The sequence below is a fragment of the Catenulispora sp. GP43 genome (assembly GCF_041260665.1).
In the GTDB taxonomy this organism is placed as follows: Bacteria; Actinomycetota; Actinomycetes; order Streptomycetales; family Catenulisporaceae; genus Catenulispora.
Window position 1 is genome coordinate 97913 of sequence record NZ_JBGCCT010000034.1, and the last position, 22754, is coordinate 120666.

23 protein-coding genes and 1 pseudogene are annotated in these 22754 nt (G+C 70.8%); 11 read left to right on the top strand and 13 right to left on the bottom strand.

Annotated elements, in window-relative coordinates; genetic code table 11:
• Window positions 1–41: 41 nt before the first annotated feature.
• On the bottom strand, window positions 42–1046 hold the full coding sequence (locus ABH926_RS44100; protein WP_370372765.1) for an ATP-binding cassette domain-containing protein: 1005 nt from the start codon (window positions 1044–1046) through the stop codon (window positions 42–44).
• Between the two features lie 161 nt (window positions 1047–1207).
• On the bottom strand, window positions 1208–2320 hold the full coding sequence (locus tag ABH926_RS44105) for a hypothetical protein (RefSeq protein WP_370372767.1): 1113 nt from the start codon (window positions 2318–2320) through the stop codon (window positions 1208–1210).
• A 162-nt stretch (window positions 2321–2482) separates the two neighbouring features.
• Here ABH926_RS44105 and ABH926_RS44110 point away from each other — a divergent pair, with 162 nt between their 5' ends.
• From ABH926_RS44110 to ABH926_RS44135, 6 genes are read left to right on the top strand one after another with little or no spacing between them, the layout of a single operon-like run.
• Window positions 2483–3250, top strand: a complete 768-nt coding sequence (locus tag ABH926_RS44110) for an enoyl-CoA hydratase family protein (protein WP_370372769.1) — start codon at window positions 2483–2485, stop codon at window positions 3248–3250.
• A gap of 2 nt (window positions 3251–3252) precedes the next feature.
• Window positions 3253–4047 (top strand): CoA transferase subunit A, encoded by a 795-nt coding sequence (locus tag ABH926_RS44115; RefSeq protein WP_370372828.1) that lies wholly within the window; start codon window positions 3253–3255, stop codon window positions 4045–4047.
• Window positions 4044–4826 (top strand): CoA-transferase subunit beta, encoded by a 783-nt coding sequence (locus ABH926_RS44120; protein WP_370372771.1) that lies wholly within the window; start codon window positions 4044–4046, stop codon window positions 4824–4826. The genes ABH926_RS44115 and ABH926_RS44120 overlap by 4 nt, the downstream gene beginning before the upstream one ends.
• A 6-nt stretch (window positions 4827–4832) precedes the next feature.
• Window positions 4833–5903, top strand: coding sequence for an NAD(P)H-dependent flavin oxidoreductase (locus ABH926_RS44125; RefSeq protein ID WP_370372773.1), 1071 nt, complete (start codon window positions 4833–4835; stop codon window positions 5901–5903).
• 10 nt (window positions 5904–5913) lie between these two features.
• Window positions 5914–6501 (top strand): GNAT family N-acetyltransferase, encoded by a 588-nt coding sequence (locus tag ABH926_RS44130; RefSeq protein ID WP_370372775.1) that lies wholly within the window; start codon window positions 5914–5916, stop codon window positions 6499–6501.
• Window positions 6502–6537: 36 nt separating this feature from the next.
• Window positions 6538–7542, top strand: a complete 1005-nt coding sequence (locus ABH926_RS44135; protein ID WP_370372777.1) for a helix-turn-helix transcriptional regulator — start codon at window positions 6538–6540, stop codon at window positions 7540–7542.
• Between the two features lie 39 nt (window positions 7543–7581).
• On the opposite strand, the gene ABH926_RS44140 is transcribed toward ABH926_RS44135, so the two are convergent.
• The 3 genes from ABH926_RS44140 to ABH926_RS44150 form a co-directional block, all read right to left on the bottom strand.
• Complete coding sequence (locus tag ABH926_RS44140) at window positions 7582–8973, bottom strand: sialidase family protein (RefSeq protein ID WP_370372779.1); 1392 nt, start codon at window positions 8971–8973, stop codon at window positions 7582–7584.
• A 121-nt stretch (window positions 8974–9094) separates the two neighbouring features.
• Window positions 9095–10147, bottom strand: a complete 1053-nt coding sequence (locus ABH926_RS44145; RefSeq protein WP_370372781.1) for an alpha/beta hydrolase family protein — start codon at window positions 10145–10147, stop codon at window positions 9095–9097.
• Window positions 10148–10335: 188 nt separating this feature from the next.
• Window positions 10336–11523, bottom strand: a complete 1188-nt coding sequence (locus ABH926_RS44150) for an alkane 1-monooxygenase (RefSeq protein WP_370372783.1) — start codon at window positions 11521–11523, stop codon at window positions 10336–10338.
• A 110-nt stretch (window positions 11524–11633) separates the two neighbouring features.
• Between ABH926_RS44150 and ABH926_RS44155 the strand changes: the two are divergent.
• Window positions 11634–11933 (top strand): annotated as a pseudogene (locus tag ABH926_RS44155) (cell division protein CrgA); the annotation flags it as partial.
• Window positions 11934–11952: 19 nt separating this feature from the next.
• Here ABH926_RS44155 and ABH926_RS44160 read toward each other — a convergent pair.
• From ABH926_RS44160 to ABH926_RS44185, 6 genes are all read right to left on the bottom strand, one after another.
• The gene (locus ABH926_RS44160; protein WP_370372785.1) at window positions 11953–12183 is read right to left on the bottom strand and encodes a hypothetical protein; all 231 of its coding nucleotides are present in this window, start codon (window positions 12181–12183) and stop codon (window positions 11953–11955) included.
• A gap of 180 nt (window positions 12184–12363) precedes the next feature.
• On the bottom strand, window positions 12364–12828 hold the full coding sequence (locus ABH926_RS44165) for a hypothetical protein (RefSeq protein WP_370372787.1): 465 nt from the start codon (window positions 12826–12828) through the stop codon (window positions 12364–12366).
• Between the two features lie 113 nt (window positions 12829–12941).
• Window positions 12942–14093 (bottom strand): acetyl-CoA C-acetyltransferase, encoded by a 1152-nt coding sequence (locus ABH926_RS44170; protein WP_370372789.1) that lies wholly within the window; start codon window positions 14091–14093, stop codon window positions 12942–12944.
• Between the two features lie 25 nt (window positions 14094–14118).
• Complete coding sequence (locus ABH926_RS44175; RefSeq protein ID WP_370372791.1) at window positions 14119–14712, bottom strand: TetR/AcrR family transcriptional regulator; 594 nt, start codon at window positions 14710–14712, stop codon at window positions 14119–14121.
• Window positions 14705–15496 carry an SDR family oxidoreductase gene (locus ABH926_RS44180; protein WP_370372793.1) on the bottom strand — a complete coding sequence of 264 codons (792 nt, stop codon included), beginning with the start codon at window positions 15494–15496 and terminating at the stop codon, window positions 14705–14707. Before ABH926_RS44180 ends, ABH926_RS44175 begins: the two co-directional genes overlap by 8 nt.
• Entirely contained in the window at window positions 15493–16737 is a 1245-nt protein-coding gene (locus ABH926_RS44185; RefSeq protein WP_370372795.1) for an acyl-CoA dehydrogenase family protein, read from the bottom strand. Before ABH926_RS44185 ends, ABH926_RS44180 begins: the two co-directional genes overlap by 4 nt.
• A 42-nt stretch (window positions 16738–16779) precedes the next feature.
• Here ABH926_RS44185 and ABH926_RS44190 point away from each other — a divergent pair, with 42 nt between their 5' ends.
• The 4 genes from ABH926_RS44190 to ABH926_RS44205 all read left to right on the top strand — a co-directional run bounded on the left by ABH926_RS44190 (window position 16780) and on the right by ABH926_RS44205 (window position 20540).
• Entirely contained in the window at window positions 16780–17922 is a 1143-nt protein-coding gene (locus ABH926_RS44190; RefSeq protein WP_370372797.1) for an acyl-CoA dehydrogenase family protein, read from the top strand.
• A gap of 133 nt (window positions 17923–18055) precedes the next feature.
• Entirely contained in the window at window positions 18056–18925 is an 870-nt protein-coding gene (locus tag ABH926_RS44195) for an acyl-CoA dehydrogenase family protein (RefSeq protein WP_370372799.1), read from the top strand.
• 105 nt (window positions 18926–19030) lie between these two features.
• Window positions 19031–19777: a DUF4097 family beta strand repeat-containing protein gene (locus ABH926_RS44200; RefSeq protein ID WP_370372802.1), complete on the top strand. Its 747-nt coding sequence runs from the start codon at window positions 19031–19033 to the stop codon at window positions 19775–19777.
• A gap of 10 nt (window positions 19778–19787) precedes the next feature.
• The gene (locus ABH926_RS44205; RefSeq protein WP_370372804.1) at window positions 19788–20540 is read left to right on the top strand and encodes a hypothetical protein; all 753 of its coding nucleotides are present in this window, start codon (window positions 19788–19790) and stop codon (window positions 20538–20540) included.
• 13 nt (window positions 20541–20553) lie between these two features.
• Here ABH926_RS44205 and ABH926_RS44210 read toward each other — a convergent pair whose 3' ends face one another.
• A complete protein-coding gene (locus ABH926_RS44210; protein WP_370372806.1) occupies window positions 20554–21528 on the bottom strand; it encodes an alpha/beta hydrolase in 975 nt (324 codons plus the stop codon).
• Window positions 21525–22649 carry an LLM class flavin-dependent oxidoreductase gene (locus tag ABH926_RS44215; RefSeq protein ID WP_370372808.1) on the bottom strand — a complete coding sequence of 375 codons (1125 nt, stop codon included), beginning with the start codon at window positions 22647–22649 and terminating at the stop codon, window positions 21525–21527. Before ABH926_RS44215 ends, ABH926_RS44210 begins: the two co-directional genes overlap by 4 nt.
• Between the last annotated feature and the right edge of the window lie 105 nt (window positions 22650–22754).

Below are 22754 nucleotides of genomic sequence, written 5' to 3' on the forward strand. Positions count from 1 at the left end.
CGGGTTCCCCTCTGTGTCTGTGAGTTCTGATGCGGCGGCGGTCAGACCGCGACCGGGGTGGACGGCTCGGACGCGTTCTCGTCGCGGGTGGCGGGCACCGCGCGTTCGTCCCCGGCCCGGCGGCCGACCAGCGAGAAGAACACCTCGTCCAGGCTCGGCAGGTGCAGCGACAGCTCGGACACGCCGATCCCGGCCGCCGACAGCCGGGCCACGACCTCGGTCAGCGCCGAGTCGTCCGTCACCGGCGCCGACACCACCCCGGTGCGCGGCGACTCGGCCTTGCTCCCGGACACCTGCTGGAGCAGCGCCGCGGTCTCGGCCAGCCGGGCCGGGTCCAGCGGCTGCACGGTCAGCGTCTGCCCGCCGACGACGCGCTTGAGGCCCAGCGGGGTGTCGTGCGCGATCACCTGGCCGCGGTCGATCACCGTCACCTCGTCGGCCAGCGCGTCGGCCTCCTCCAGGTACTGCGTGGTGAGCAGGACCGTGGAGCCCTCGCCGACCAGCCGCCGCACCACGCCCCACATGTCCTCGCGCTTGGCCGGGTCCAGGCCGGTGGTGGGCTCGTCCAGGAAGATCACCGAGGGCCGGCCGACCAGCGAGGCGGCCAGGTCCAGGCGCCGGCGCATCCCTCCGGAGTAGGTCTTGGCCGGTCGCTTGGCGGCGTCGGTGAGGTCGAACCACTCCAGCAGCTCGGCGGCGCGGGCCCGGGCGTCGCGCTTGGACAGGTCCAGCAGCCGGCCGATCAGCTCCATGTTCTCCATACCGGTCAGGTCCTCGTCGACCGAGGCGTACTGGCCGGTCAGGCCGATCGTGGCGCGGACCTTCTCGGCCTGCTTGGCCACGTCGTAGCCGCCGATGCGGGCCCGGCCGGCGTCGGCCTTGATCAGGGTGGCCAGGATCCGGACGCTGGTGGTCTTGCCGGCGCCGTTCGGGCCCAGCACGGCGTGCACGGTTCCCGGCTTGGCGTACAGGTCCACGCCCTTGAGCGCCTGGGTCTGGCCGAAGGACTTCTGCAGGCCCTCGGCCTCGATCGCGTAGGAGGTCATCGACCTGGTCCCCTCTGTCGTCTTCACTCGTCGTCTGGCTACGAGTAAGAGCATCGGGGGTGCCGCTGATAGGCCGCGCACACGGCGCTGACAAGAGCTGACAACAGCTGTCAGCCGCCGACGGGAGGCCGTCAGCGGCTGTCAGCTCTTGTCAGAGGCGCTCAGACGGAGGCGTTGACCCGCGCGGACAGCGCGGCGAGATCCGCGTTGCCGGCGTTGATGCTGTCGTTCGCGGTAACCAGCATGTTCGGCTTCCCGCTGATGCCCTGGAGCGCTTGGTTCGCGGCCTGGGCGTACGCCTTGACCGCGGCCGACCAGGCCTGCGAGCCGGCGGCGTCCGGCATCGGCGGCACCGTGGCGACCGCCGGGTAGCCCAGGCACAGGTTGTAGGCCGCGTTCGCCACGGTGATGGCGTCGGTGCCGGCAAGGGTGCGCTGCAAGGTGGCCGCGCCGGCGTGCAGGTCGTTCGCGGTCGGCGTGGCCTTGTTCCCCCAGGCGCTGATCTCGGCGGCGGTGCCGGTGGCGCCGGTCACCGGCACCGAAGTGGTCGACGCCTTCTGGCAGGCCATGATGGCCTGGTTGATCGCGGCGCCCTGGGAGGTCCCGCTGTTGCCGAAGCTGGCACCCGCGGGCAGGTCGACCGGCGAGGCCGCGTCGTTGTTCTGGGCGTTGATGCCGCCGACGACGGCGCCGTGCTGCTCCACCGCGCCGGTCCACAGCGCCGGGCCGTTCCCGTTGCTGGACTTGGCGGTCAGCACGAGGTAGCCGGCGAAGGAGCCGGCACCCAGCACGATCAGGCCGACCAGGGAACTGACCATGAGACGTCGCGGGGAGGCGCGACGCGCCGGGTCGGGCCGGAAGCCGGGGTGCGGCTGCGCGCTCCAGGACTCCTCCGAACCCGAGCGCGGCATCGACTCGGGGGCTTCGGCGTAGCGGGCGGCGCCCTCGCCGGCCTCGTGGAACTCGCGGCGCCGCGGGACGGCGCGGGGAGTGGCCGCCACGCCGGCGGCTCCGGCCGCGGTGGCCACTGTGGGCCCGACCGCGGCGGCGCCGAGCTCACTCGCGGGGCTCGGCGCGCCGACGACGGTCGGGGCCGGGGTGCCGGTGACCGTCGGTTTCGGGGCGTCGGCCGCCGGAGTCGGCCCCGGTGCGGGTTCCGGTTCCGGTCCCGACCCCGGCGACGCCCCAGCGCCCCCGGCGGCGTCCGCCTCTGCCCGCCGCGCCGCCTGCTCGGGCTCCTCGTTCGGCTGGTTGCGCTGGTCGTCCTGGGACATCGTGCGCGCTCCGATCGGTCGCAATCTAGTTCCCTGCAGACCAATGTCCGTCACATTCGCGTTTCCCGCCGCTCTGGTCACCCCTCCGAGCGACCGCTAGGATCTCCCAAGCAAATGCTAGGTTGCTCAGTCCGCACCCCCTCGGACCACCAGGAGGCCGCCTTGGCCGTCACCAGCACCAGCGAGTCCGGCGCGGCCCATCGGGGCGTCGTCACGATCACCGTCGACCAGCCCCCGGTGAACGCGCTGCCGGTGGCCGGCTGGTTCGCCCTCGCCGACGCGCTGCACGCCGCGGGTCAGGATCCTGAGACCCGGGTAGTCATCCTGCGCGCCGAGGGCCGCGGTTTCAATGCCGGCGTGGACATCAAGGAGATGCAGAACACCCCCGGCTTCGACGCGCTGCTCGGGGCCAACGCCGGATGCGCCGCCGCCTTCGCCGCCGTCTACGAATGTCCCGTGCCGGTCATCGCGGAGGTGGCGGGGTTCTGCGTCGGGGGCGGGATCGGCTTGGTGGGCAACGCGGACAGCGTCATCGCCAGCGACGACGCCTACTTCGGGCTGCCGGAGGTGGACCGGGGCGCGCTCGGCGCGGCCACGCATCTCGGGCGGCTCGTCCCGCAGCACTACCTGCGGACCATGTACTACACGGCGCGCACCGTCTCGGCGCAGCGGCTCCTGGAGTTCGGCTCGGTCTGGGACGTCGTGCCCCGCGAGAAGCTGCACGAGCGCGCCCTGGACCTGGCCGCCGAGATCGCCGCCAAGCACCCGGCGGTGATCCGGGCCGCGAAGGCCGCCCTGAACGGCATCGACCCGGTCGACGTCAAACGCTCCTACCGCTACGAGCAGGGCTTCACCTTCGAGATCAACCTGGCCGGGGTCGCCGACGAGGAGCGGGACAAGTTCGTGGCCGACAAGGAAGGCGGGGCGTGAGCGTGCGCGACAAGCGGATGACCGTCGAGGACGTGGTCGCCGAGCTGCGCGACGGCATGACGGTCGGCATCGGCGGCTGGGGATCGCGGCGCAAGCCGATGGCGCTGGTGAGCGCGATCGCCAAATCCAGCCTGAAGGACTTGACGGTGGTGTCCTATGGCGGCCCGGACGTCGGCATGCTGTGCGCTACCGGCAAGGTGCGCAAAGCGGTCTACGGGTTCGTGTCCCTGGACTCGATCCCCCTGGACCCGCACTTCCGCAAGGCGCGCCAGGAAGGCGAGATCGAGGTATCGGAGTTCGATGAGGGCGCGTTGCAGTGGGGCCTGTACGCCGCCGCGCTGCGCCTGCCGTTCCTGCCGACCCGCGCGGGCCTGGGCACCGACGTCATGCGCAACAACCCGGACCTGCGGACCGTCGACTCGCCCTACGACGACGGCGAGAAGCTCCTGGCGATGCCCGCGATCCACCTGGACGCCGCCCTGGTCCACATGAACCGAGCCGACATGTTCGGCAACACCCAGTATCTGGGCCCTGACATCTACTTCGACGACCTCTACTGCCTGGCCGCCGCGAAGCGCTACGTCTCCTGCGAGCGGATCGTGGACACCGGCGACCTGCTGGCCGCCGGCCCGCCGCAGTCCCTGAAGATCAACCGGATGATGGTCGACGGCGTCGTCGAGGCCCCCGGCGGCGCCGGCTTCACCAGCTGCGTCCCGGACTACGGCCGCGACGAGGCGGCGCAGAAGGCATACGCGGCCGGCGACCTGTTCGCCGGGGACAAGGAGCACGGCGAATGAGCGACGTGACACGCGCCGAGGTCTGTACCCGCTCCGAAATCTGTGTGGCCGCCTGCGCCGAGGCCTGGCGCGGCGACGGCGAGATCATCGCCTCGCCGATGGGCCTGATCCCGGCGCTCGGGGCCCGGCTGGCCAAGCTGACCTTCGCCCCGGGCTTGATGCTCTCCGACGGGGACGCGAACTACCTGACCGACCCCACCGGCGCCGAGTCGCACGTCGAGGCGCACATCCCCTACCGCCAGCTGTTCGACTTCGTCTGGCACGGCTCGCGCCACGTGATGATGGGCGCCAGCCAGCTCGACAGGTTCGGCAACCAGAACATCTCCGCCATCGGCCCGGAGTTCGCCCGGCCCAAGGCGCAGCTGATCGGCGTCCGCGGCGCGCCGGGCAACACGATCAACCACCCGACCAGTTACTGGATCGCCAACCACTCCCCCAAAGTGTTCGTGGAGAAGGTGGACGTCGTTTCAGGGCTCGGATACGACCGCGCCCGCGGCGCCGGGCACGCTGCGCGCTTCCACGAACTGCGCCGCGTGGTGACGAATCTGGCGGTCTTCGACTTCCAGACCAAGGACCACCGGATGCGCGTCCGGTCGGTCCATCCCGGCGTCTCGATCGACGACGTGGTCGACGCGACCGGCTTCGTCCTGATCGGGACGGACCGGGGGCGGGTCCAGACCACCCCGGAGCCGGACGCCGAGGCGCTGCGGCTGATCCGCGAGGTCCTGGACCCGGAGAACACCCGCGAGCGCGAAGTCCCCTCCGCCGGAAGGCGATGAGGACGCATGCTGGAGCAGCGGATCCGCACGCGGTGGACGGAGCTCGTGGGTGTCCGGCACCCGATCGTGCAGACCGGCATGGGCTGGGTCGCCGGTCCCCATCTGGTGACCGCGACGGCGCGGGCCGGAGGACTGGGAATCCTGGCTTCGGCGACCATGTCCCACGACGAGCTGGCCGCCGCGATCCGCGAGGTGAAGGAGCGTACTGATGCTCCCTTCGGTGTGAATCTGAGGGCTGACGCGGCCGACGCGGCCGAGCGAGTGGATCTGCTCATCAAGGAGGGGGTGCGGGTCGCTTCCTTCGCCCTGGCCCCGAAGCAGGAGCTGATCGCGAAGCTCAAGGACGCCGGAACCGTCGTCGTCCCCTCCATCGGCGCCAAGCGGCACGCCGAGAAGGTCGCGGCCTGGGGCGTGGACGCGGTCGTCGTCCAGGGCGGCGAAGGCGGCGGACACACCGGCGGCGTGGCCACCAGCCTGCTGCTGCCGCAGATCACCGCGGCCGTGGACATCCCGGTGCTGGCCGCCGGCGGGTTCTTCGACGGCCGGGGCCTGGCGGCGGCATTGGCCTACGGCGCCGAGGGCATCGCGATGGGCACGCGGTTCCTGCTGACGTCCGACTCCCGCGTCCCGGACGCCGTGAAGGCGCTCTATCTGGCGGCCGACGTCAACGGGACCGTCGCGACCCCGAAGATCGACGGTGTCCCGCACCGCGTGCTGCGTACCGGGCTCGTGGAGCAGATCGAGCGCTCCGGCACGGTGAGCTCCCTGCTGCGCTCGGCGCGCAACGGCCTGGCCTTCAAGAAGATGACCGGCATGTCGCTGCGCGCGATGGTCAAGGACGGCCTGGCGATGCGCCGGCACCACGGCCTGCGTCTGGGCCAGGTCGTGATGGCCGCGAACACCCCGATGCTGCTGAAGGCCGGTCTGGTGCGCGGCGATCCGGCCGCCGGGGTGCTGTCGGCGGGCCAGGTGGTCGGCCTGATCGAGGACCTGCCGAGCTGCGAGGAGCTCATCGGGCGGATCGTCGAGGAGGCGGTGGGGGTATTGGCCAGGACTTCGGCGGCGGTAGTGGGCTAACTTGGCCGCTATGACTTACGACACCCCGGCGAGCACGGTGCGCCTTCGTCCGATCACCCTCGAAGACTGCGCCATCGACGAAGCGAACGTCTCGACCCCCGAGAACGATCCGTACAGCTTCTACGGCTTCACCGACCCGGCCCGCATGCGCAAGACCGTGGAGTCGGGCGAGGCGTACCAGAAGTGGGGCGACCTGAGCGGCCGACTCGCGGTCGAGGCCGACGGCGAGTACATCGGCACCGTCAGCTGGCATCCGCAGCACTACGGCCCGATCCCGGCGCCGGGGATCAACTTCGGCATCGGCCTGATCCCCTCCGGCCGCGGCAAGGGCCACGGCACCGAGGCGCAGCGCCAGCTGGTCGCCTACCTGTTCGCCAACACCACGGTGAACCGCGTCGAGGCCTCGACGGACGTGGAGAACATCGCCGAGCAGCGCTCGCTGGAGAAGGCCGGCCTGGTCCGCGAGGGCGTCTGCCGCGGCTGCCACTTCCGGGACGGCGAGTACCGCGACATGGTCGTCTTCGCCATCCTCCGGGCGGACTTCGAGGCCTCCCGCGCGAAGACCGGCACCAAGGTCCGCACCGGCTTCACCGCCTGACGCGAACCTGTCGGCGCCGGGACGGATAATCCAGCCATGCGCGCCAGCCGACTCGTCTCCCTGCTCCTGCTCCTGCAGACCCGGGGACGCATGACGGCCCAACAGCTCGCCGACGAGCTGGAGGTCTCGGTCCGCACCATCTACCGCGACGTCGAGTCGCTGCACGAGGCCGGCATCCCGCTCTACGGCGACGCCGGCCCGGCCGGCGGCTACCAGCTCCTGGACGGCTACCGCACACGGCTGACCGGCCTGTCGGCCAACGAGGCCGAGGCCATGTTCCTGGCCGCCCTGCCGGGCCCGGCCGCCGAGCTCGGACTGGGCTCGGTCATGGCCGCGGCGCAGCTGAAGGTGAAGGCGGCCATGCCGCCGGAGCTGGCCGACCGCAGCGGCCGCATCCAGGAGCGCTTCCTGCTCGACGCCCCCGGCTGGTACGACGACGGCGACACCAGCCCCTTCCTGCCGGCCGTCGCCGAGGCGGTGTGGAACCAGCGGCGTATCAGGGTCCTGTACCGCCGCTGGACGGAGCCGACGGAGGTGGTGCGCACGCTGGCGCCGTACGGGATCGTGCTGAAGACGGGCAAGTGGTACGCCGTCGCCGAATCAGCCGGACGGATCAACACCTACCGCGTGAACCAGATCCTGGAGCTGACCGCGCTGGAGGACGACGACGCCGACGCCGACTCCCGCTTCGAGCGCCCGGACGACTTCAACCTGAACAGCTACTGGGCCCGGCAGGTCGCGGAGTTCCGGGCGCGCCTGGTCCAGGGCGACGCGCTGATCCGCTTGTCACCGGCCGGAAGGCAGCGGCTGGAGGAAGTGATGGCGGCCGACGTGGTGAAGGCGGTGGACACCACGGCCGAGGACGACTGCGAGCGCGAAGGCTGGGTGAAGGCGACGGTGCCGATCGAGTCGCTGACCCACGCGCACGGCCAGTTCCTGTCGTTGGGCGCCGGGGTCGAGGTGCTGGCGCCGACGGTGTTGCGGGAGCGGATCGCGGAGACGGCCGCGGGGCTGGCTCGGATGTACGGCGACGGCAGCTGAGCCTGCCCCGCGGCTGGGATCTCGGCCGAGACGCCGGCCTCAGCCCGCGGCCGGCGACGAGGGCAGCGAGACGTCCACCGTGGCGGCCCAGATGTCGTCCTCGGTCGCAGTCGGCGCGACAGCGCTCCCCCACGCCATGGCCAGCCGCGTCGGCGACAACGCGGAGAACCCGAAGGTGTCGCCGGGCCAGACCGACGGGGATCCGAATCCCTGCGAGACCTGCACTGGTGCCGACAGCCAGCCCTTGCTCACCGAGTAGGTCCGCAGATACTGCGCATAGCCGCGCGGATCGCTGTCCGAGAGCCATCCGACGTAGACGATGCCGGCGGGCCCGGCAGCCACCTGCATGATGTGCGGGACGTTCAGCGTGTCCGTCGGCGCCTGGACCGGCGTGGACCAGGTCGCGCCGTGGTCCCGCGAGTAGGACAGCCAGCCGGTGTCCGTGCCAGTGCCAGTGCCAATGCCAGTGCCAGTGCCCTGAGTGTCCCAGGTGGCGTAGAGCGTGCCGTCGGGCCCCAGGGCCTCGTCGCCGTCGATCCACCACTCGCTGTCGTCCATGGTGCCGGCGCTCGGACCGACACGGACCGGGGCGGACCAGGTGGCTCCGCCGTCGGTGGAGCGGGCGGCGTAGGTATAGGCGACCGTGAGGTCGTCGGTGGGGACGTTCGTGACGGTGTAGCCCTGGTAGACGACGTCGAGCGAACCGTCCGGCTCGACGATGAGCGGCGCGCTGTCCCCGCCGCCGTTCGGGAAGCCGGGGTTGATCGGCGTGATGGCGCTCCAGGTGTGACCGCCGTCGGTGGACTTCTGGATGACCGCGTTGAGGTCGCCGGTGGCGAACGAGCAGCTGCCGTCGGGCGCGCACAGGAAGGTCACGGCCGCGGCACTCGGGCCGTAGTCCCACGTGAGGTAGACCGTGCCGTCCGGACCGACCGCGATGAAGTCGCGGTCGCCCCAGTCGCCGGTCGCCGGCGGGATCGCGGCGCCGACGGTCTTGAACGAGGCCCCGTGGTCGTGGGAAGCGTCGACGACCGGATACGACTGGCCCGACCGCGAGACCATGAAGGCGGCGTAGACGGTGCCGTCGGGTCCCACCGTGACGGCCGGATCCCACGTGCGCTGCCCGTTCTGACCGCTGCTGCCCTGCAAGGTGATCGGCGCCGACCAGGTCTTGACGCCGTCGGTGGAGCGGGAGAAGCCGATGCCCTTGCACCCCATCCACTCGTCGTAGACGGCGTTCGCCTTCGGATCGACGGCCTGGATGGTCTCAGCGTTCTGCGAGGAGCAGGAGGCGGAGATGTCGACGGGGGTCGAGACCTGATACGACTCCGCGACCCGCACCGCGACCACCGCCGCGGCCGCACCCACCGGCACCGCCGACACCGTCAGGGCGGAAACCAGGAGGACGCCGGCTGTGAAGCGGCTTCGCACCGATTCCAGGACACGCAAAGGAGACCACCCCTAGCCCATGAAGCCTGAGTGCTGGCATCCCTGCGTCAGCCATACCAGCACGCTGCGGCAAGGCGGTCAAGGGCGAGAGGCCGCGGCGCCCCTAGTCCGCCCGCTCGACCATCGCCCCGATGAACACCCGCACCATCACCCCGACCTCCGGCGCGAACTCCCGGTTCGGGTTCGCGTAGTCGACGGCCGGGTTCGGAACGCCCGTCACGATCTTGAACAGGTGGTCGGCGTCGGGGACGCTGACGTCCCACGCGTCGCGGTCCTGGCGCAGCGCATCGGCGACGCGGGCGACCTCGGGGCCGGTCACCTGGACGTCTTTCGTGCCGCGGAGCACGAGGACGGGGAAGTCGCCCCCCAGCGACCGGGCCAGCTCGGCCGGGTCGTACTTGTCGGCCTGCTCCAGAAAGGCGACGTTCACCGGGCTCAGCATCGCCGCCAGCGAGGGGTCGTCCAAACCGGGCGGGACCCCGTGGCCGGCACGGATCGAGGCGAAGGCGTCACGCATCTGCCGGATGTAGTGCGCGGCCGCGGCTGCGGTGATCGCACCGGCCGCGGCAGCCTGCTGATACGCCTCGGTCAACTGCGTGTCGAGCAGGTCCAGGTAGCGCTCACTCAGCGGCGCGGCGAGGATGACGGCGCGCGGCGCCAGCGGCGTGCCCTTCAGCTGGTTCGCCAGCCACAGCGCGAACAGTCCGCCCTCGCTGTGCCCGACGATCACCAGGCGGTGCGGATCGACACCGGGTTGGGAAGCCATGGTGCGGTAGGCGTCGAGCGCTTCCTGCGCGTAGAGGTCGAAGTCGATGCCGGCGCCGCCGGGGTGGTGCCCGGGACCGCCGAGACCGGCCGTACCGGACCCGAGTTTGTCGTAGCGCAGTGACGAGACCCCGGCCGACGCCAGGGCTTTGGCGAAGTTCAGGTTCGTGTCCAGGTGCGGATACTGCGGATCGTCGCCGTTGCGGTCCGTCGGACCACTGCCGGAGATGATCAGCGCCGCCGCTCCGTGGTTCCGGCCGCCGGCGGGCAGGAAGGTCGCCGGGAGCGTGTCGCCGGAACTGGTGAAGGTCACGTCGTACGGCGCCACCGGCCGGTGGTTCGCCGCCGCCGACGCACCGGGCGCCGCAATAGCGGCAAGGACAACGGCCACGGAAGCCACCGCGACACAGCGGACTGCACGCATCAGAGCCCTCCCAACGAATCAGGCTTCATTGTGTTGATTGCTATAGAACTACTAGAACAATGAAGCCGTCAACCAGACTCCTGCGACCTGCGCACACGAAGAAGCCCGGGACCGGCGAGTCGCCGGCCCCGGGCCCAGAACACCCCGGTGCCACCTCAGTCGCTGCTCGTTCCCGCGGCCCGCGCCTCGTACTTCGCCCGCAGCTTCGGCGTCAGGTTCGCCCGCAGCGCGTCGCCGTCGTAGTGGTCGAGCACCCGCTGGTCCATCACCCGGCGCCACACCGGCGGGAAGAGCGCGACCACGATCATCGTGGCGTAGCCGCCGGGCAGCTGCGGCGCCTCGTCGAACGAGCGCAGCACCTGGTAGCGGCGATTCGGGTAGGCGTGGTGGTCGCTGTGCCGCTGGAGCTGGTAGAGGAACACGTTCGTCGAGAGGCGGTCGCTGTTCCAGCTGTGGACCGGCTCGACCTTCTCGTAGCGGCCGCTCGCGGTGCGCTGGCGCAGCAGGCCGTAGTGCTCCAGGTAGTTCACGATCTCCAGCAGCGAGAAGCCGAAGACCATCTGCAGCAGCAGGAACGGCAGGACGCCGACGCCCAGCCAGGCCGTCAGCCCGGCGAACAGGGCCACGGTCATCAGCCACGCGTTCAGCAGGTCGTTGCGCAGCGTCCAGGGCGAGCGCCTGCGCAGCCGGTGCTTCTTCGACTCCAGCGCCCACGCCGACTTCAGCGAGCCCCACACGGTGCGCGGCCAGAACCGGTAGAAGGACTCCCCCAGCCGCGCCGACGCCGGGTCCTCGGGCGTCGCGACGCGCACGTGATGCCCCCGGTTGTGCTCGACGTAGAAGTGCCCGTATCCGGACGGCGCGAGCGCGATCTTCGACAGCCAGCGCTCCACGTCCTCGCGCTTGTGCCCGAGTTCGTGCGCGGTGTTGATGGCGATGCCGGTCACGATGCCGATGGTGACCACCATGCCGACCTTGGACGCGAGGTTCACATGGGGCTGGCTCCAGCACCACGCCCCCAGCACCAGCGAGCCGAATTGCAGCGGCAGGTACAGGAAGGTGAGCACGCGGTAGTACCAGGCCGACTGCAACTGCGCCTCACGCTCCACCGGCGGGTTGCCCGCGTCCTCGCCGATCAGCCAGTCGCCGACCGGCACGATCACGTACACCAGGATCGGGGTCAGGTACCACGCCAGCGCGTTGTCGAAGCGGTGCCACAGGCCGTAGCCGACGTAGGGCAGGACCGGCACGACCAGGGCCAGCGGCCACAGGTACCGTTTGCCGTCCTGCCAGGCCTGCGCCTCCGGCCGCAGACCGGTGGAGCTGAGGGTCGACGCCGACATGTCACAGCCTCCCGCTGATGAGCACGCTTTCGGGGGAATCCCTTATTGGACCCCTTGCACAATGAGAGTGGCACGCATCACACTGCAGAGCAAGGGTTCAAGTTGACAGGAGAGCCATGAATGACAAGCCGTCGCCCCCGTGGTTCGGAGCGGTGATCCTCGGCTGCCTGACGGTGGCCACCGTGTGGATCCTGACATACACCCTCTCCCCGCTCCCCGGACAACACGCGCTCGGCGGCTGGAACTACGCGATCGTGGGAGTCTTCCTGACCCTGTTCATCGGCCTGTCGATGCTGTGGCACGGCGACCCGCTGGAGAAGAGCCGCCAGGAGGCGCGGGCCGCGCGGACCGAAAACGCGGGTCCTCGCGCACGGCGTGCGCAAGGACCCGCGGTCGGATCAGAACGGTGATGTTCGGCTTGCTATGCGGCTACCACCAGACCGGCTGACCATCGAGGGCGCCGCCGACGCAGATGCCGAGACCGGGCTCGATTTCCCGGACTTGGCCGCCCGAAATCACGCAGTCGTATAGGGAAACGCGAGGCTGGACGTCGGTGACCGGAGGGCCGGCAGTGGCCGCGGTGGCCGCCCCGGCGGCCGGGACCAGTACCAGGCCGGCCGCGAAAGTGGTGCCGACGGCGAGCATGGCAAGCTTCCTCATGAGAGGGCTCCTTAGGGGGATATGAGGGCGAGTTAGCGTGCCCTCACTGGAAGCCTCACATGATCATCGGGAGTCGGCCCGCCCCGATGCCCCCGATCGGGTGAACTTCACGACGGAAGACCTGGTCAGAGGCGATAGATCAGCTCGGGGACCCGGCCGACGAATCGCTCCGGAATCAGCTCAGGAGTTGTCGCACTGCGACTGGCTGATGTCCTTGCTGCTCCCGAACTGAGCCGCCTCCTGGAAGTTCGTCCCCAGCGCCGCCGCGACCCCCTGCAGCTGGTACTCGATCCGCCAGCTCCCGGCCTTGCACGGCTGCGTGATGTTGATGTCCGTGTAGTCCGGGCCGGGGATGCCGTTGAAGGCGCGGGCGTCGCCGTCGTTCGTCCACACGCTGGAGCCGCTGGCGTGGTACTGCAGTTGCAGCACCAGCGAGGTCTGCTTCGGCGGGGTGGCGCACTTGATGCTCACCGTCGACAGGACTTCCTTGTTCAGGGGTCTCGGGTCGTCGGCTATTTTGACGTTGCAGTCGTACTCGGTGGCGGTCACCTTGAAGTGGTGCCCCGAGCTGGTCGGCCGCACGATGAGGAACAGCAGCAGCACCACGGCGGCGACGGCGGCACCGGCCTTCATATTCACGCTCATCGTCATTCAGAGTACTGCCGCCGGATCTGCCGGTCACGGGCTTCACGAACTGATTAGCATCACAGATCGCACACGTTTCGGCGAACAATCACCGTGCGCGGAGATGTCGCAGATCAGAGCCTTTCGATGATCGTCACGTTCGCCTGCCCGCCGCCCTCGCACATCGTCTGCAGACCGTAGCGGCCGCCGGTGCGCTCCAACTCGTGCAGCAGCGTCGTCATCAGCCGCGCGCCGGTCGCGCCCAGCGGGTGTCCCAGCGCGATGGCGCCGCCGTTGACGTTCACCCGCGCCGGGTCCGCGCCGGTCTCCTTGGCCCACGCCAGCACCACCGGCGCGAAGGCCTCGTTGATCTCGACCAGGTCGATGTCGTCCAGGTCCATCGCGCTCTTGCGCAATGCATACGCGGTGGCCGGGATCGGGGCGGTGAGCATGTAGATCGGGTCGGCGCCGCGGACCGAGAGGTGGTGGATCCGGGCGCGCGGGGTGAGGCCGTGGGTGCGTACCGCGTCCTCGGAGGCGATGAGCAGCGCGGCCGAGGCATCAGAGATCTGCGACGACACCGCCGCGGTCAGCCGGCCGCCCTCGACCAGCGTGCGCAGGCCGGCCATGGCCTCCTTGGAGGTGTCGCGGCGCGGCCCCTCGTCGACCGCGAACCCCTCGTACGGCACGATCTCGCGCTCGAAGCGCCCCTCGTCGATCGCCGCCAGCGCCCGCCGATGCGACTCCAGCGCGAAGTCCTCCATCTCGTCCCGGGAGATGTCCCACTTCTCGGCGATCAGCTCGGCCGCGTGGAACTGCGACACCGGCTGGTCGCCGTACCGGGCCCGCCACCCCTTCGAGCCGGAGAACGGATCCGTGATGCCGAACTGCGTCGCGACCGTCATCGCCGCCGCGATCGGGATCTGCGACATGTTCTGCACGCCGCCGGCCACCACGAGGTCCGCCGTCCCGCTCAGCACCGCCTGGGCCGCGAAGTGCACCGCCTGCTGCGAGGACCCGCACTGCCGGTCCACCGTCACCCCCGGCACCTCCTCGGGCAGCCCGGCGGCCAGCCACGCGGTGCGCGCGATGTCGCCGGCCTGCGTCCCGATGGTGTCGACGCAGCCGAACACGACGTCGTCCACGGCCGCCGGATCGACCCCGGCGGCGTCCACGACCGCCTTGATGACGTGCGCTCCCAGATCGGCGGGATGCGCCGCGGACAGCGCGCCCTTCTTGCGTCCGACCGCTGTTCGCAGGGCCCCGACTATGTAGGCCTCACCCATTGGCGCATCACTCCCGACTCATCGGTCAACCCCTGCTCTGGAACCCTTCGAGGATCATGGAGAGGTACTGCGCCGAGACTGCCTCGGCGGTGAGCTTGCCGCCCGGCACATACCAGCGCACCGCGACCCACACGGTGTCGCGCACGAAGCGGTAGGCCATGGTGGCGTCCAGATCGGCGCGGAACGCCCCCGAGGCGATGCCCTTCTCCAGCGTGCCCAGCCAGATCTCGCGGAACTCGCGGTCGGTGTCGTCCAGGTAGGCGAAGCGCGGCGACTGGCGCAGTTGCTTGGCCTCGTTCTGGTACAGCGCGATCGCCGCGTGGCTGCGGTCGATGGCCTGGAACGAGGCGTCGACCAGTTGCTCGAACGCGCGGCGCGGATCGCTCTCGCGCTCGATGATCGCGCGGTAGTCGCGGAACAGCTCGTCCAGGAACGTCCGCAGGATCTCGTCCGCCATCGTCTCCTTGGAGTCGAAGTGGTGGTACAGGCTCCCGGACAGGATCCCGGCGGCGTCGGCGATGTCGCGCACGGTGGTGTTCTTGTAGCCGCGCTCGGCGAACAGGCCGGCGGCGAGGTTCAGCAGTTCGGCGCGGCGGTCGGAGGTGGGGGGTTTAGGCATGTTGGCTCGAAACGGAGAGGACTTCACCGGTCAGGTAGGAGGCATAGTCGCTTGCCAGGAACACCATGACATTCGCGACCTCCCACGGCTCGGCGGCGCGCCCGAACGCCTCGCGGGCGGTCAGCTCGGACAGCAGTTCGTCGGTCGTGACCTTGGCGAGGAACGGGTGCATGGCCAGTGACGGCGCGACGGCGTTCACCCGGACACCGTACGCGGCGGCGTCCAGCGCCGAGCAGCGGGTCAGGGCCATGACCCCGGCTTTCGCCGCGGCGTAGTGCGCCTGGCCCTCCTGCGCGCGCCAGCCGATCACCGAGGCGTTGTTGACCACGGCCCCGCCGGTGCCCTGGTCGCGCATGCGGCGCAGCGCCGCCCGGGTGCAGCGGAAAGTGCCGTTGAGGGTGACGTCGAGGACCCGCGTCCACTCCTCGTCCGTCATGTCCAGGACCGAGGCGGTGCCGCCGAGGCCGGCGTTGTTGACCAGGACGTCGAGGCTGCCGAAGCGCTCGGCGGTCCCGTCGATCAGCGCCTGGACGTGCTCCTCGCGGGTGACGTCGCAGACCAGGGCGTGGACCTGCTCGTCCCCGAACTCCTTCGCCAGCGCCGCGTGCGTCTCCCCCAGGCGGCGCTCGTGGTGGTCGCTGATGACGACGCGCGCCCCCTCCTCCAGGCAGCGGCGCGCGGCGGCGGCGCCGATGCCGGTCCCGGCGGCGGCGGTGACGGCGACGTTCTTGCCGGCGAGGAGGTTGTGGCCCGCCACGGGGGCGGGCACGGTCGGCACGGTCACGCTCGCGGCTCCTTCGGCAGGCCGAGGACGCGCTCGGCGATGACGTTCCGCTGGATCTCGTCGGATCCGCCGTAGATGGTGTCGGCGCGGCTGAACAGCCACAGCCGCTGCCACTCGTCGAGGTCGTAGCCGGGCCCGGTGACGGTGCCGGCCGGGCCCAGCACGTCCATCGCCAGCTCGCCGAGGTCGCGGTGCCAGCGGGCCCAGGCCAGCTTGCCGATCGAGGCCTCGGGGCCGGCGGTGCCCCCGGTGCTGCCGGTCGTGCCGGTGCTGTCAGTGTTGCCAGCGCTGTCTGTCAGGCCCGTCATGGATCGCAAAGCATTGAGGCGCAGCACGTCCAGACCGATCGCGGCGCGGGTGAGGCGGTCCTGGATCAGCGGGTCGCCGGCCGCCCCGGTCCGCCTGGCCAGCGCGATGATCCCGTCGAGCTCGCGCCGGAAGCCGATCTGCTGCCCGAGCGTGGAGACGCCGCGTTCGAAGCCGAGGGTGGCCATCGCGACCCGCCAGCCGTCGTTCACGCCGCCGACGACGTTGCCCGCCGGGGTGCGCGCGTCGGTGAAGTAGACCTCGTTGAACTCGGAGGTCTTGGTGAGCTGCAGGATCGGCCGGACCTCGACGCCGGGCTGCCGCATCGGCACCAGCAGGTATGACAGTCCTCGATGTTTCGGCGCGGCGGCATCGGTGCGCGCCACGACGAAGCACCAGTCGGCCAGGTGCGCCAGCGAGGTCCACACCTTCTGTCCGTTGAGGATCCACTCGCTGCCGTCTTCGGAGAGCACGGCGGTGGTCTTGACGTTGGCGAGGTCCGAGCCGGCGTCGGGCTCGGAATAGCCCTGGCACCAGAGCTCTGTCACGTCGCGGATGCCCGGCAGGAAGCGCTGCTTCTGCTCCTCGGTGCCGAAGGCGATGAGCGTGGGCCCCAGGAGCTGTTCGCCGATGTGGCTGACGCGGATCGGCGCGTCGGCGCGCGCGTACTCCTCGTGGAAGATCACCTGCTGCGCGAGGCCGGCGGCCCGGCCGCCGTACTCCTTGGGCCAGTCCAGGCAGGTCCAGCCGTGCGCGGCGAGGTGGCGGTCCCAGGCGACGCGGACGTCGAAGGCCTCGTGCTCGCGCCCGGGGCCGCCCAGCCCCCGGGCCGCGGCGAACTCGCCGGTGAGGTGGTCGTGGAGCCAGGCCCGCAGCTCGGTCCGGAAAATCTCCGCACGGAAGGCCTCGTCCGCGGCGCTGTCGGTGAGGTCCACGAACCCTACCCTACCAATCGTTTGCTTGGTACGGTAGGCCGCGTGGACCTGAGCTTCAGCACGGCCGAGGACGCGTTCCGGGCGGAGGTGCGCTCCTGGCTGGCCGCCCACGTGCCGCCCGAGCCGCTGCCGTCGATGGACACCGCCGAGGGCTTCGAAGCGCACCGCCGCTGGGAGCTGGAGCTGTTCCGGGAGCGGTACTCGGTGGTGTCGTGGCCGGCCGAATACGGCGGACGCGGCGCGTCGATCACCGAGTGGCTGATCTTCGAGGAGGAGTACTGGGCCGCGGGCAGCCCGGGCCGGGTCTCGCAGAACGGGATCAACCTGCTCGCGCCGTCGATGCTGGACCACGGGACCCAGGCGCAGAAGGCGCGGTTCCTACCGGCGACGGCCTCCGGCGAACAGATCTGGGCGCAGGTGTGGTCCGAGCCGGAGGCCGGGTCGGACCTGGCGTCGCTGCGCTCGACGGCGGCGCGGGCGCCGTCGGACGACGGATGGCTGCTGTCGGGGCAGAAGACGTGGTCCTCCCGCGCCACGTTCGCGGACTGGGGCTTCGGCCTGTTCCGCAGCGACCCGGCCGCCGAACGTCATCGAGGGCTGACCTATTTCCTGTTCCCCTTGACCGCGCCGGGGATCACGGTGCGCCCGATCCCGCAGTTCGACGGCGAGCCGGGCTTCGCAGAGCTCTTCTTCGACGAGGTGTACGTCCCGGACACGGACGTGCTCGGCGCGGCCGGCGACGGCTGGAAGGTCACGATGGCCACCGCCGGCAAGGAACGCGGCCTGTACCTGCGCTCGCCGGGACGGTATCTGGCGACGGCCGCGCGGCTGGTCGCGCTGTGGGAGGAGGCCGGCCGGCCGGCGGAGTTCCGGGACCGGGTCGCCGAGGCGTGGATCGGGGCCCGGGCCTACCGGCTGGCGACGTTCGAGACGGCGGCGCGGATCGCGGACGGCGGCACGCTCGGCGCGGAGACCAGCGTGAACAAGCTGTTCTGGTCGGAGCTGGACCTGGCGATGCACGAGACGGCGCTGGACCTGCTCGGCCCGCACGCCGAGCGGCTGGACTCGGCGTGGATGGACGGCTACCTGTTCGCCCTGGCCGGGCCGATCTACGCCGGGACGAACGAGGTACAGCGCAATGTGGTCGCCGAGCGGGTGCTCGGGTTGCCGAGGGGGCCGCGATGACGGCGGCTTCGCGCGGCACGCATGGCAGCACGCATGGCAGCACATATGGCGGCGCGAATTGCAGCTCGAGTGGCGGCGCGAGTGGCGGCGCCGACAAGGCCGGTGACCGGGCCCGAACCCAGGAGGCAGCGCGGTGAGATTCGCTCTGACCGAGGAGCAGCGCGACTTCCGCGATGCGGTCGACTCCTTGTTGCGCGACGCGAACGGCATCGCCGCGGCTCGTTCCTGGGCGGCCGGCGACACCAAGCCGGGTCTGGAGATCTGGCGCGCTCTGGCCGGGATCGGGCTGCACTCGCTCGCAGGCGAGTACCCGGTCGAGCTGTGCGCGGCGATGGAGCGCGTCGGCTATCACGCGGCTCCCGGGCCGTATCCGGAATCGCTGGCGGTGGCGACAGTGCGGCCCGACTGGCGCGAGCGCATAGCCGCCGGCGCGATCGCCACCGCCGCCATGCCGCCGGTCGCGCCCTGGGCGCCGAACGCCGATGTCGCGAGTCTTTGTCTGTCGGTGACCGTCGCCGGGCCGGCCGCCTCGCTGGATCCGACCCGGTCGCTGTTCGCCGTCGAGGGCGCGTCGCCGAACGACCTCCTGCTCGACACCGCCGCGCTCCTCACCGCCGCCCAGCTGCTCGGCCTCGGCCGTGCCGCCCTGGACATGACCGTCGCCTACGCCAAGCAGCGCGTGCAGTACGGCCGCGTCATCGGCGAGTACCAGGCGGTCAAGCACCGGCTCGCCGACGCGCACACCGGCCTGGAGTTCGCGCGTCCCCTGGTCTTCGCCGCCGCCCTCAGCTCCGGCTCGGGCGACGTCTCCGCGGCGAAGGCCGCCGCGAGCGACGCCGCCTACCGCGCGGCCCGCGCCGCGCTCCAGTTGCACGGCGCCATCGGCTACACCGACGAGTACGACCTGTCCGTCTTCTTCAAGAAGATCAGGGCGCTGTACTCCGCCTGGGGAAGTCCTTCCTTCCACCGTGAGCGACTGCTCCGCCACATCGGCACCGGCTGATCGTCGAACCGCCCATAGCAAGATCCCCGCGGGTAGGGTGATGTCCGGGCAAGAGTGGGGCTACCCCCATCGCCCGGACCCCCGTCGCCGAGCCACCATCTATCCATGACCTTCGACGCCACTCCGCCCCGCGCCCCGATCGGCGCCCTGCGGATCAGCACCATCGCCATGGCCGGCGTGATCGCGGCGGTGGGTGTCCCGGCCGCCGCGGCGGCGTTCGCGATGTCCTCGCGGGTGACCGACCAGCGGGAGCGGGCCGCGATCAGCGCGACGGGCCCGATCACCCGGGTCGTCGTCGCCGATTCCGAGAGCGACGTGCGGATCTCCGGGTCCGACGCGGCGAGCGGGGCGAGCGGGCAGGCGGTCGTGCAGTGGAAGGGCAAGAACGGCAAGCGGGCCGTGCTGCGGCAGAGCGTCGCGGACGGGGTGCTCACCTTGACCAAGGACTGCTCCGGCGGCGGATGCGGGCCGATCGACATCACGCTGACGGTGCCGCGGGACGTCGCGGTGTGGGCCACCACCTCCGACGGGGAGATCGGCGTCACCGGCGTCACCGGCGCCGTGGACCTGACGTCGAGCAACGGCGGCATCGACGCCGTCGGCCTGGGCTCCGGCGACGCCTCCTTCCACACCACGGACGGCAGCATCGACGCCTCCTTCACCGGCGCCCCGGCCCGGATCACGGCGGTCACCACCAACGCCGCCGTCTCGGTCGTCACCGACGGCCGCACCGCGTACTACGACTCCGTGAGCACCGCCAACGGCAACCGGGTCCTGTCGAACGTGCAGGATCGCAAGGCTGCCAACGAGATCGACGTGACCACCACCAACGGCGACGTGACCATCAGTTAGAGGCCCGAACATGAGCTCTGAAACCACTCCGACCCGCCGCCCGATCGCGGCCCTGCGGGTCAGCACGGTCGCGCTGCTCGGCGTCGTCGCCGCTGTCGCCGTCCCGGCCGGCGCCGCCGCGATCGTCCTGTCCGGCAGCATCAACAGCCAGCAGAAGCAGCAGATCCTCGACCATGCCGACCAGGTCACCCGGGTCGTGGTCGTCGACGAGGGCGGCAGCGTCCGGATCGCCGGCAACGCGGCGCTGTTCGGCGTGACCGGCCACGCCACCCTGACCTGGCACGCCTTCAGCAGCGGCGCCACCGGTGCCAAGGTCACCGAGCAGTTCGCGGACGGCGTGCTGACGCTGACCAAGGACTGCGCCGGCGTCGACTGCGACGCGGACATCGACATCCAGGTGCCGCCGGCCGTGTCGGTCCAGGTGACCACGAGCGACGCCGGCATCACCGTCACCAACGTCGCCGGCGGCGTGGAACTGCATGACTCGAACGCCTCGATCTCGGCCAAGCAGCTGGGCGCCGGGGACGCGTGGATGCAGACCAGCAACGCGCCGATCAGCGCCACGTTCGCCGGCGGGCCCAAGAACATCTTCGCGCACACCAGCAATGCGAGCGTCTCCATCACCACCGACGACCGCTCATCGTATTTCGACAAGCTCAGCACATCGAATGCCGACGTCCGTCAGGACAACCCCAACCAGGACCGCCGCGCCGACAACGTGATCGACGCGTTGACCAGCAACGCCCCCATCACCGTCAAGTAGCCACGATCAAGGATCAGGGCCCTGCCGTGCTCCCCGTGCCCTCCAGCCCGGCCCGCACCGCGGCGAACACCGCGGCGCGGGTCTTCTCGGCGGTCGGGTGCGGCATGTTCAGGAAGCCGTGGAACATCCCCGCGACCTGGATGTGGTCCACGGCGACGCCGGCCGCGGCGAGCTTGGCCGCGTAGGCGTCGCCCTCGTCCCGCAGCGGGTCGTGCTCGGCGGTGACGACGCAGGCGCGCGGCAGACCGGTGTGGTCCGGCGCGTTGATCGGCGACATGTGGGGGTCGGAGATGTCGGCGCCCTGCACGTACTGCTCGTGGAACCACGTCATGTGCTGCGTGGTGAGGAAGAAGCCGGTTCCGTTCTCCTCCCGCGAGGGATAGCCGTCCTCGGCGAGGTCGACCGAGGGATAGACCAGCAGCTGGTAGGCGATCGCAGGACTCGGATTCCCCTGAGCCGCACGGTCCCGGGCCATCAGCGACACCACGGCCGCGAAGTTGCCGCCGGCGCTGTCCCCGGCGACGGCCAGGCGTGCGGGGTCCACGCCGAGTTCCGCGGCGTGCGTCCAGACCCACGAGGTGGCCGCGTAGGCGTCCTCAAGCCCGCCGGGATAAGGCGTCTCCGGCGCGAGCCGGTACTCCACCGAGACCACCGTCGCGCCGGTGGTGTGCGCGAGTTCGCGGCAGAAATTGTCATAGAGGGCGACGTTGCAGATGGTGAAGCCGCCGCCGTGGAAGAACACGACGCCCGGTGTCACAGTGGCCTGATCCGGCACCGGACGATAGATCCGGACGGGGATGTCCGGGGCGCCCTCGGGGCCGGGAATCGTCCGGTCCACGACCGACGGCAGCTCCACCACGACCGGCAGATCCGGGGCCAGGGCGAGGATCTCGCGCGCCTCGGCCGCGTCGGTGACGGCGCCGCCGAGGTCCGGGAAGACCAGGGTGAGCGCGTCCATGATGGCGCGGGCATACGGATCGAGCGTCATCGGCTCTCGTCCTTCCGGAAGTGGGGGATCACGTGGGCGCCCCACTGGCGGATGGTCTCCATCGCGGCGCCATGCGGGACGGTACCCATCTGAATCAGGCAGATCACCTCGTCGACGCCGATGTCCGCCAGTTGCTCGACATACTCGACGGCCCGCGTCGCCGTGCCGTAGGCGTGGTTCACGTTGTAGGTGCCGGTGGAGCTCGGACGGACCGGGATGTTCGCCTCGTGCAGCTTGGCCACGACCGCTTCCTTCTCCAGTCGGAGTACGGCCGCGTTGTCGTCGTCCTCGGTGTCCTCCGACGGTTCGGGGCCGCCGCCGTACCAGTGCAGGATCGACTCGGCGAAGAACCGCTGGCCGCGCGCGCCGATCCGGAAGGCCGCGTCGCCGTCGTCGGCCACGATCGTCGGACACAGCGCGGCGAAGTGGTCGTTGCGGACCGCCGAGACGAACCGCTCACCGGTGCGCTCGGCGATCGCCGCGTCGTAGACGCCGCGCATCGTGGCGATCTCCTCCGCGCCGGCGAACCCCAGGACCAGCGCGCCGACGCCGTAGTCGGCCGCGGTGCGCAGGGTCGCAGCCTTCGAACACGCCATGAACAGCGGCGGGTGCGGCGTCTGCACCGGCCGGGGCAGCACCTGGCCGGGGCCGATGTCGAGCAGTCCGTGCCACTCGAACTGCTCGGCGGTCCAGCAGTTCCCGATGATCCGCAAGGCTTCCTCGACCTGCGCGTAGGTCGAGTCGGGGTCCACGCCGCACATCGCCATCTCCTGCCGGGTCGCGCCCCGGCCCGCGCCGAGGTCCAGCCGGCCGCCGGAGAGCACGTCGAGCATCGCGGCGCGTTCGGCCACGCGGATCGGGTGGCCGTAGCCGAAGGGGAGGCAGACGACTCCGTGGCCGAGGCGGATGCGGCTGGTCTTGGCCGCGACGTGGGCCAGGAAGACGTCGGGCGCCGACATGTGGGCGTAGCGCAGCAGGGAGTGGTGCTCGACGGCCCAGACCCGGTCGAAGCCGGCGGCCTCGGCGGCCACCGCCTGTTCGACACAGGCGGCCAGGGTGGCGCGTTCGCGCTCGGGCGTGGGGTCGGCGAGCTGGGCCTCGAAGATCACGGAGAACTGCACGGTGTCTCCCGCCGTGGATATTCCTATTAGAAACAGGCTGCGCAGCGCATGGAATCTCAGGACGCGCGAGGAGTCAAGGGCGGCCGCGAGCCACTACCCTTACTG

What these genes read in the sequence shown, in the direction of transcription:
- ABH926_RS44150 (WP_370372783.1), bottom strand. Translation starts at nt 11,523, where the DNA reads ATGTCGGCGTCGACCCTCAGCTCCACCGGTCTGCGGCCGGAGGCGCAG.
- ABH926_RS44210 (WP_370372806.1), bottom strand. Translation starts at nt 21,528, where the DNA reads ATGACGCTCGATCCGTATGCCCGCGCCATCATGGACGCGCTCACCCTG.
- ABH926_RS44200 (WP_370372802.1), top strand. Translation starts at nt 19,031, where the DNA reads ATGACCTTCGACGCCACTCCGCCCCGCGCCCCGATCGGCGCCCTGCGG.
- ABH926_RS44165 (WP_370372787.1), bottom strand. Translation starts at nt 12,828, where the DNA reads ATGAGCGTGAATATGAAGGCCGGTGCCGCCGTCGCCGCCGTGGTGCTG.
- ABH926_RS44135 (WP_370372777.1), top strand. Translation starts at nt 6,538, where the DNA reads ATGCGCGCCAGCCGACTCGTCTCCCTGCTCCTGCTCCTGCAGACCCGG.
- ABH926_RS44175 (WP_370372791.1), bottom strand. Translation starts at nt 14,712, where the DNA reads ATGCCTAAACCCCCCACCTCCGACCGCCGCGCCGAACTGCTGAACCTC.
- ABH926_RS44130 (WP_370372775.1), top strand. Translation starts at nt 5,914, where the DNA reads ATGACTTACGACACCCCGGCGAGCACGGTGCGCCTTCGTCCGATCACC.
- ABH926_RS44125 (WP_370372773.1), top strand. Translation starts at nt 4,833, where the DNA reads ATGCTGGAGCAGCGGATCCGCACGCGGTGGACGGAGCTCGTGGGTGTC.
- ABH926_RS44170 (WP_370372789.1), bottom strand. Translation starts at nt 14,093, where the DNA reads ATGGGTGAGGCCTACATAGTCGGGGCCCTGCGAACAGCGGTCGGACGC.
- ABH926_RS44205 (WP_370372804.1), top strand. Translation starts at nt 19,788, where the DNA reads ATGAGCTCTGAAACCACTCCGACCCGCCGCCCGATCGCGGCCCTGCGG.
- ABH926_RS44105 (WP_370372767.1), bottom strand. Translation starts at nt 2,320, where the DNA reads ATGTCCCAGGACGACCAGCGCAACCAGCCGAACGAGGAGCCCGAGCAG.
- ABH926_RS44160 (WP_370372785.1), bottom strand. Translation starts at nt 12,183, where the DNA reads ATGAGGAAGCTTGCCATGCTCGCCGTCGGCACCACTTTCGCGGCCGGC.
- ABH926_RS44100 (WP_370372765.1), bottom strand. Translation starts at nt 1,046, where the DNA reads ATGACCTCCTACGCGATCGAGGCCGAGGGCCTGCAGAAGTCCTTCGGC.
- ABH926_RS44120 (WP_370372771.1), top strand. Translation starts at nt 4,044, where the DNA reads ATGAGCGACGTGACACGCGCCGAGGTCTGTACCCGCTCCGAAATCTGT.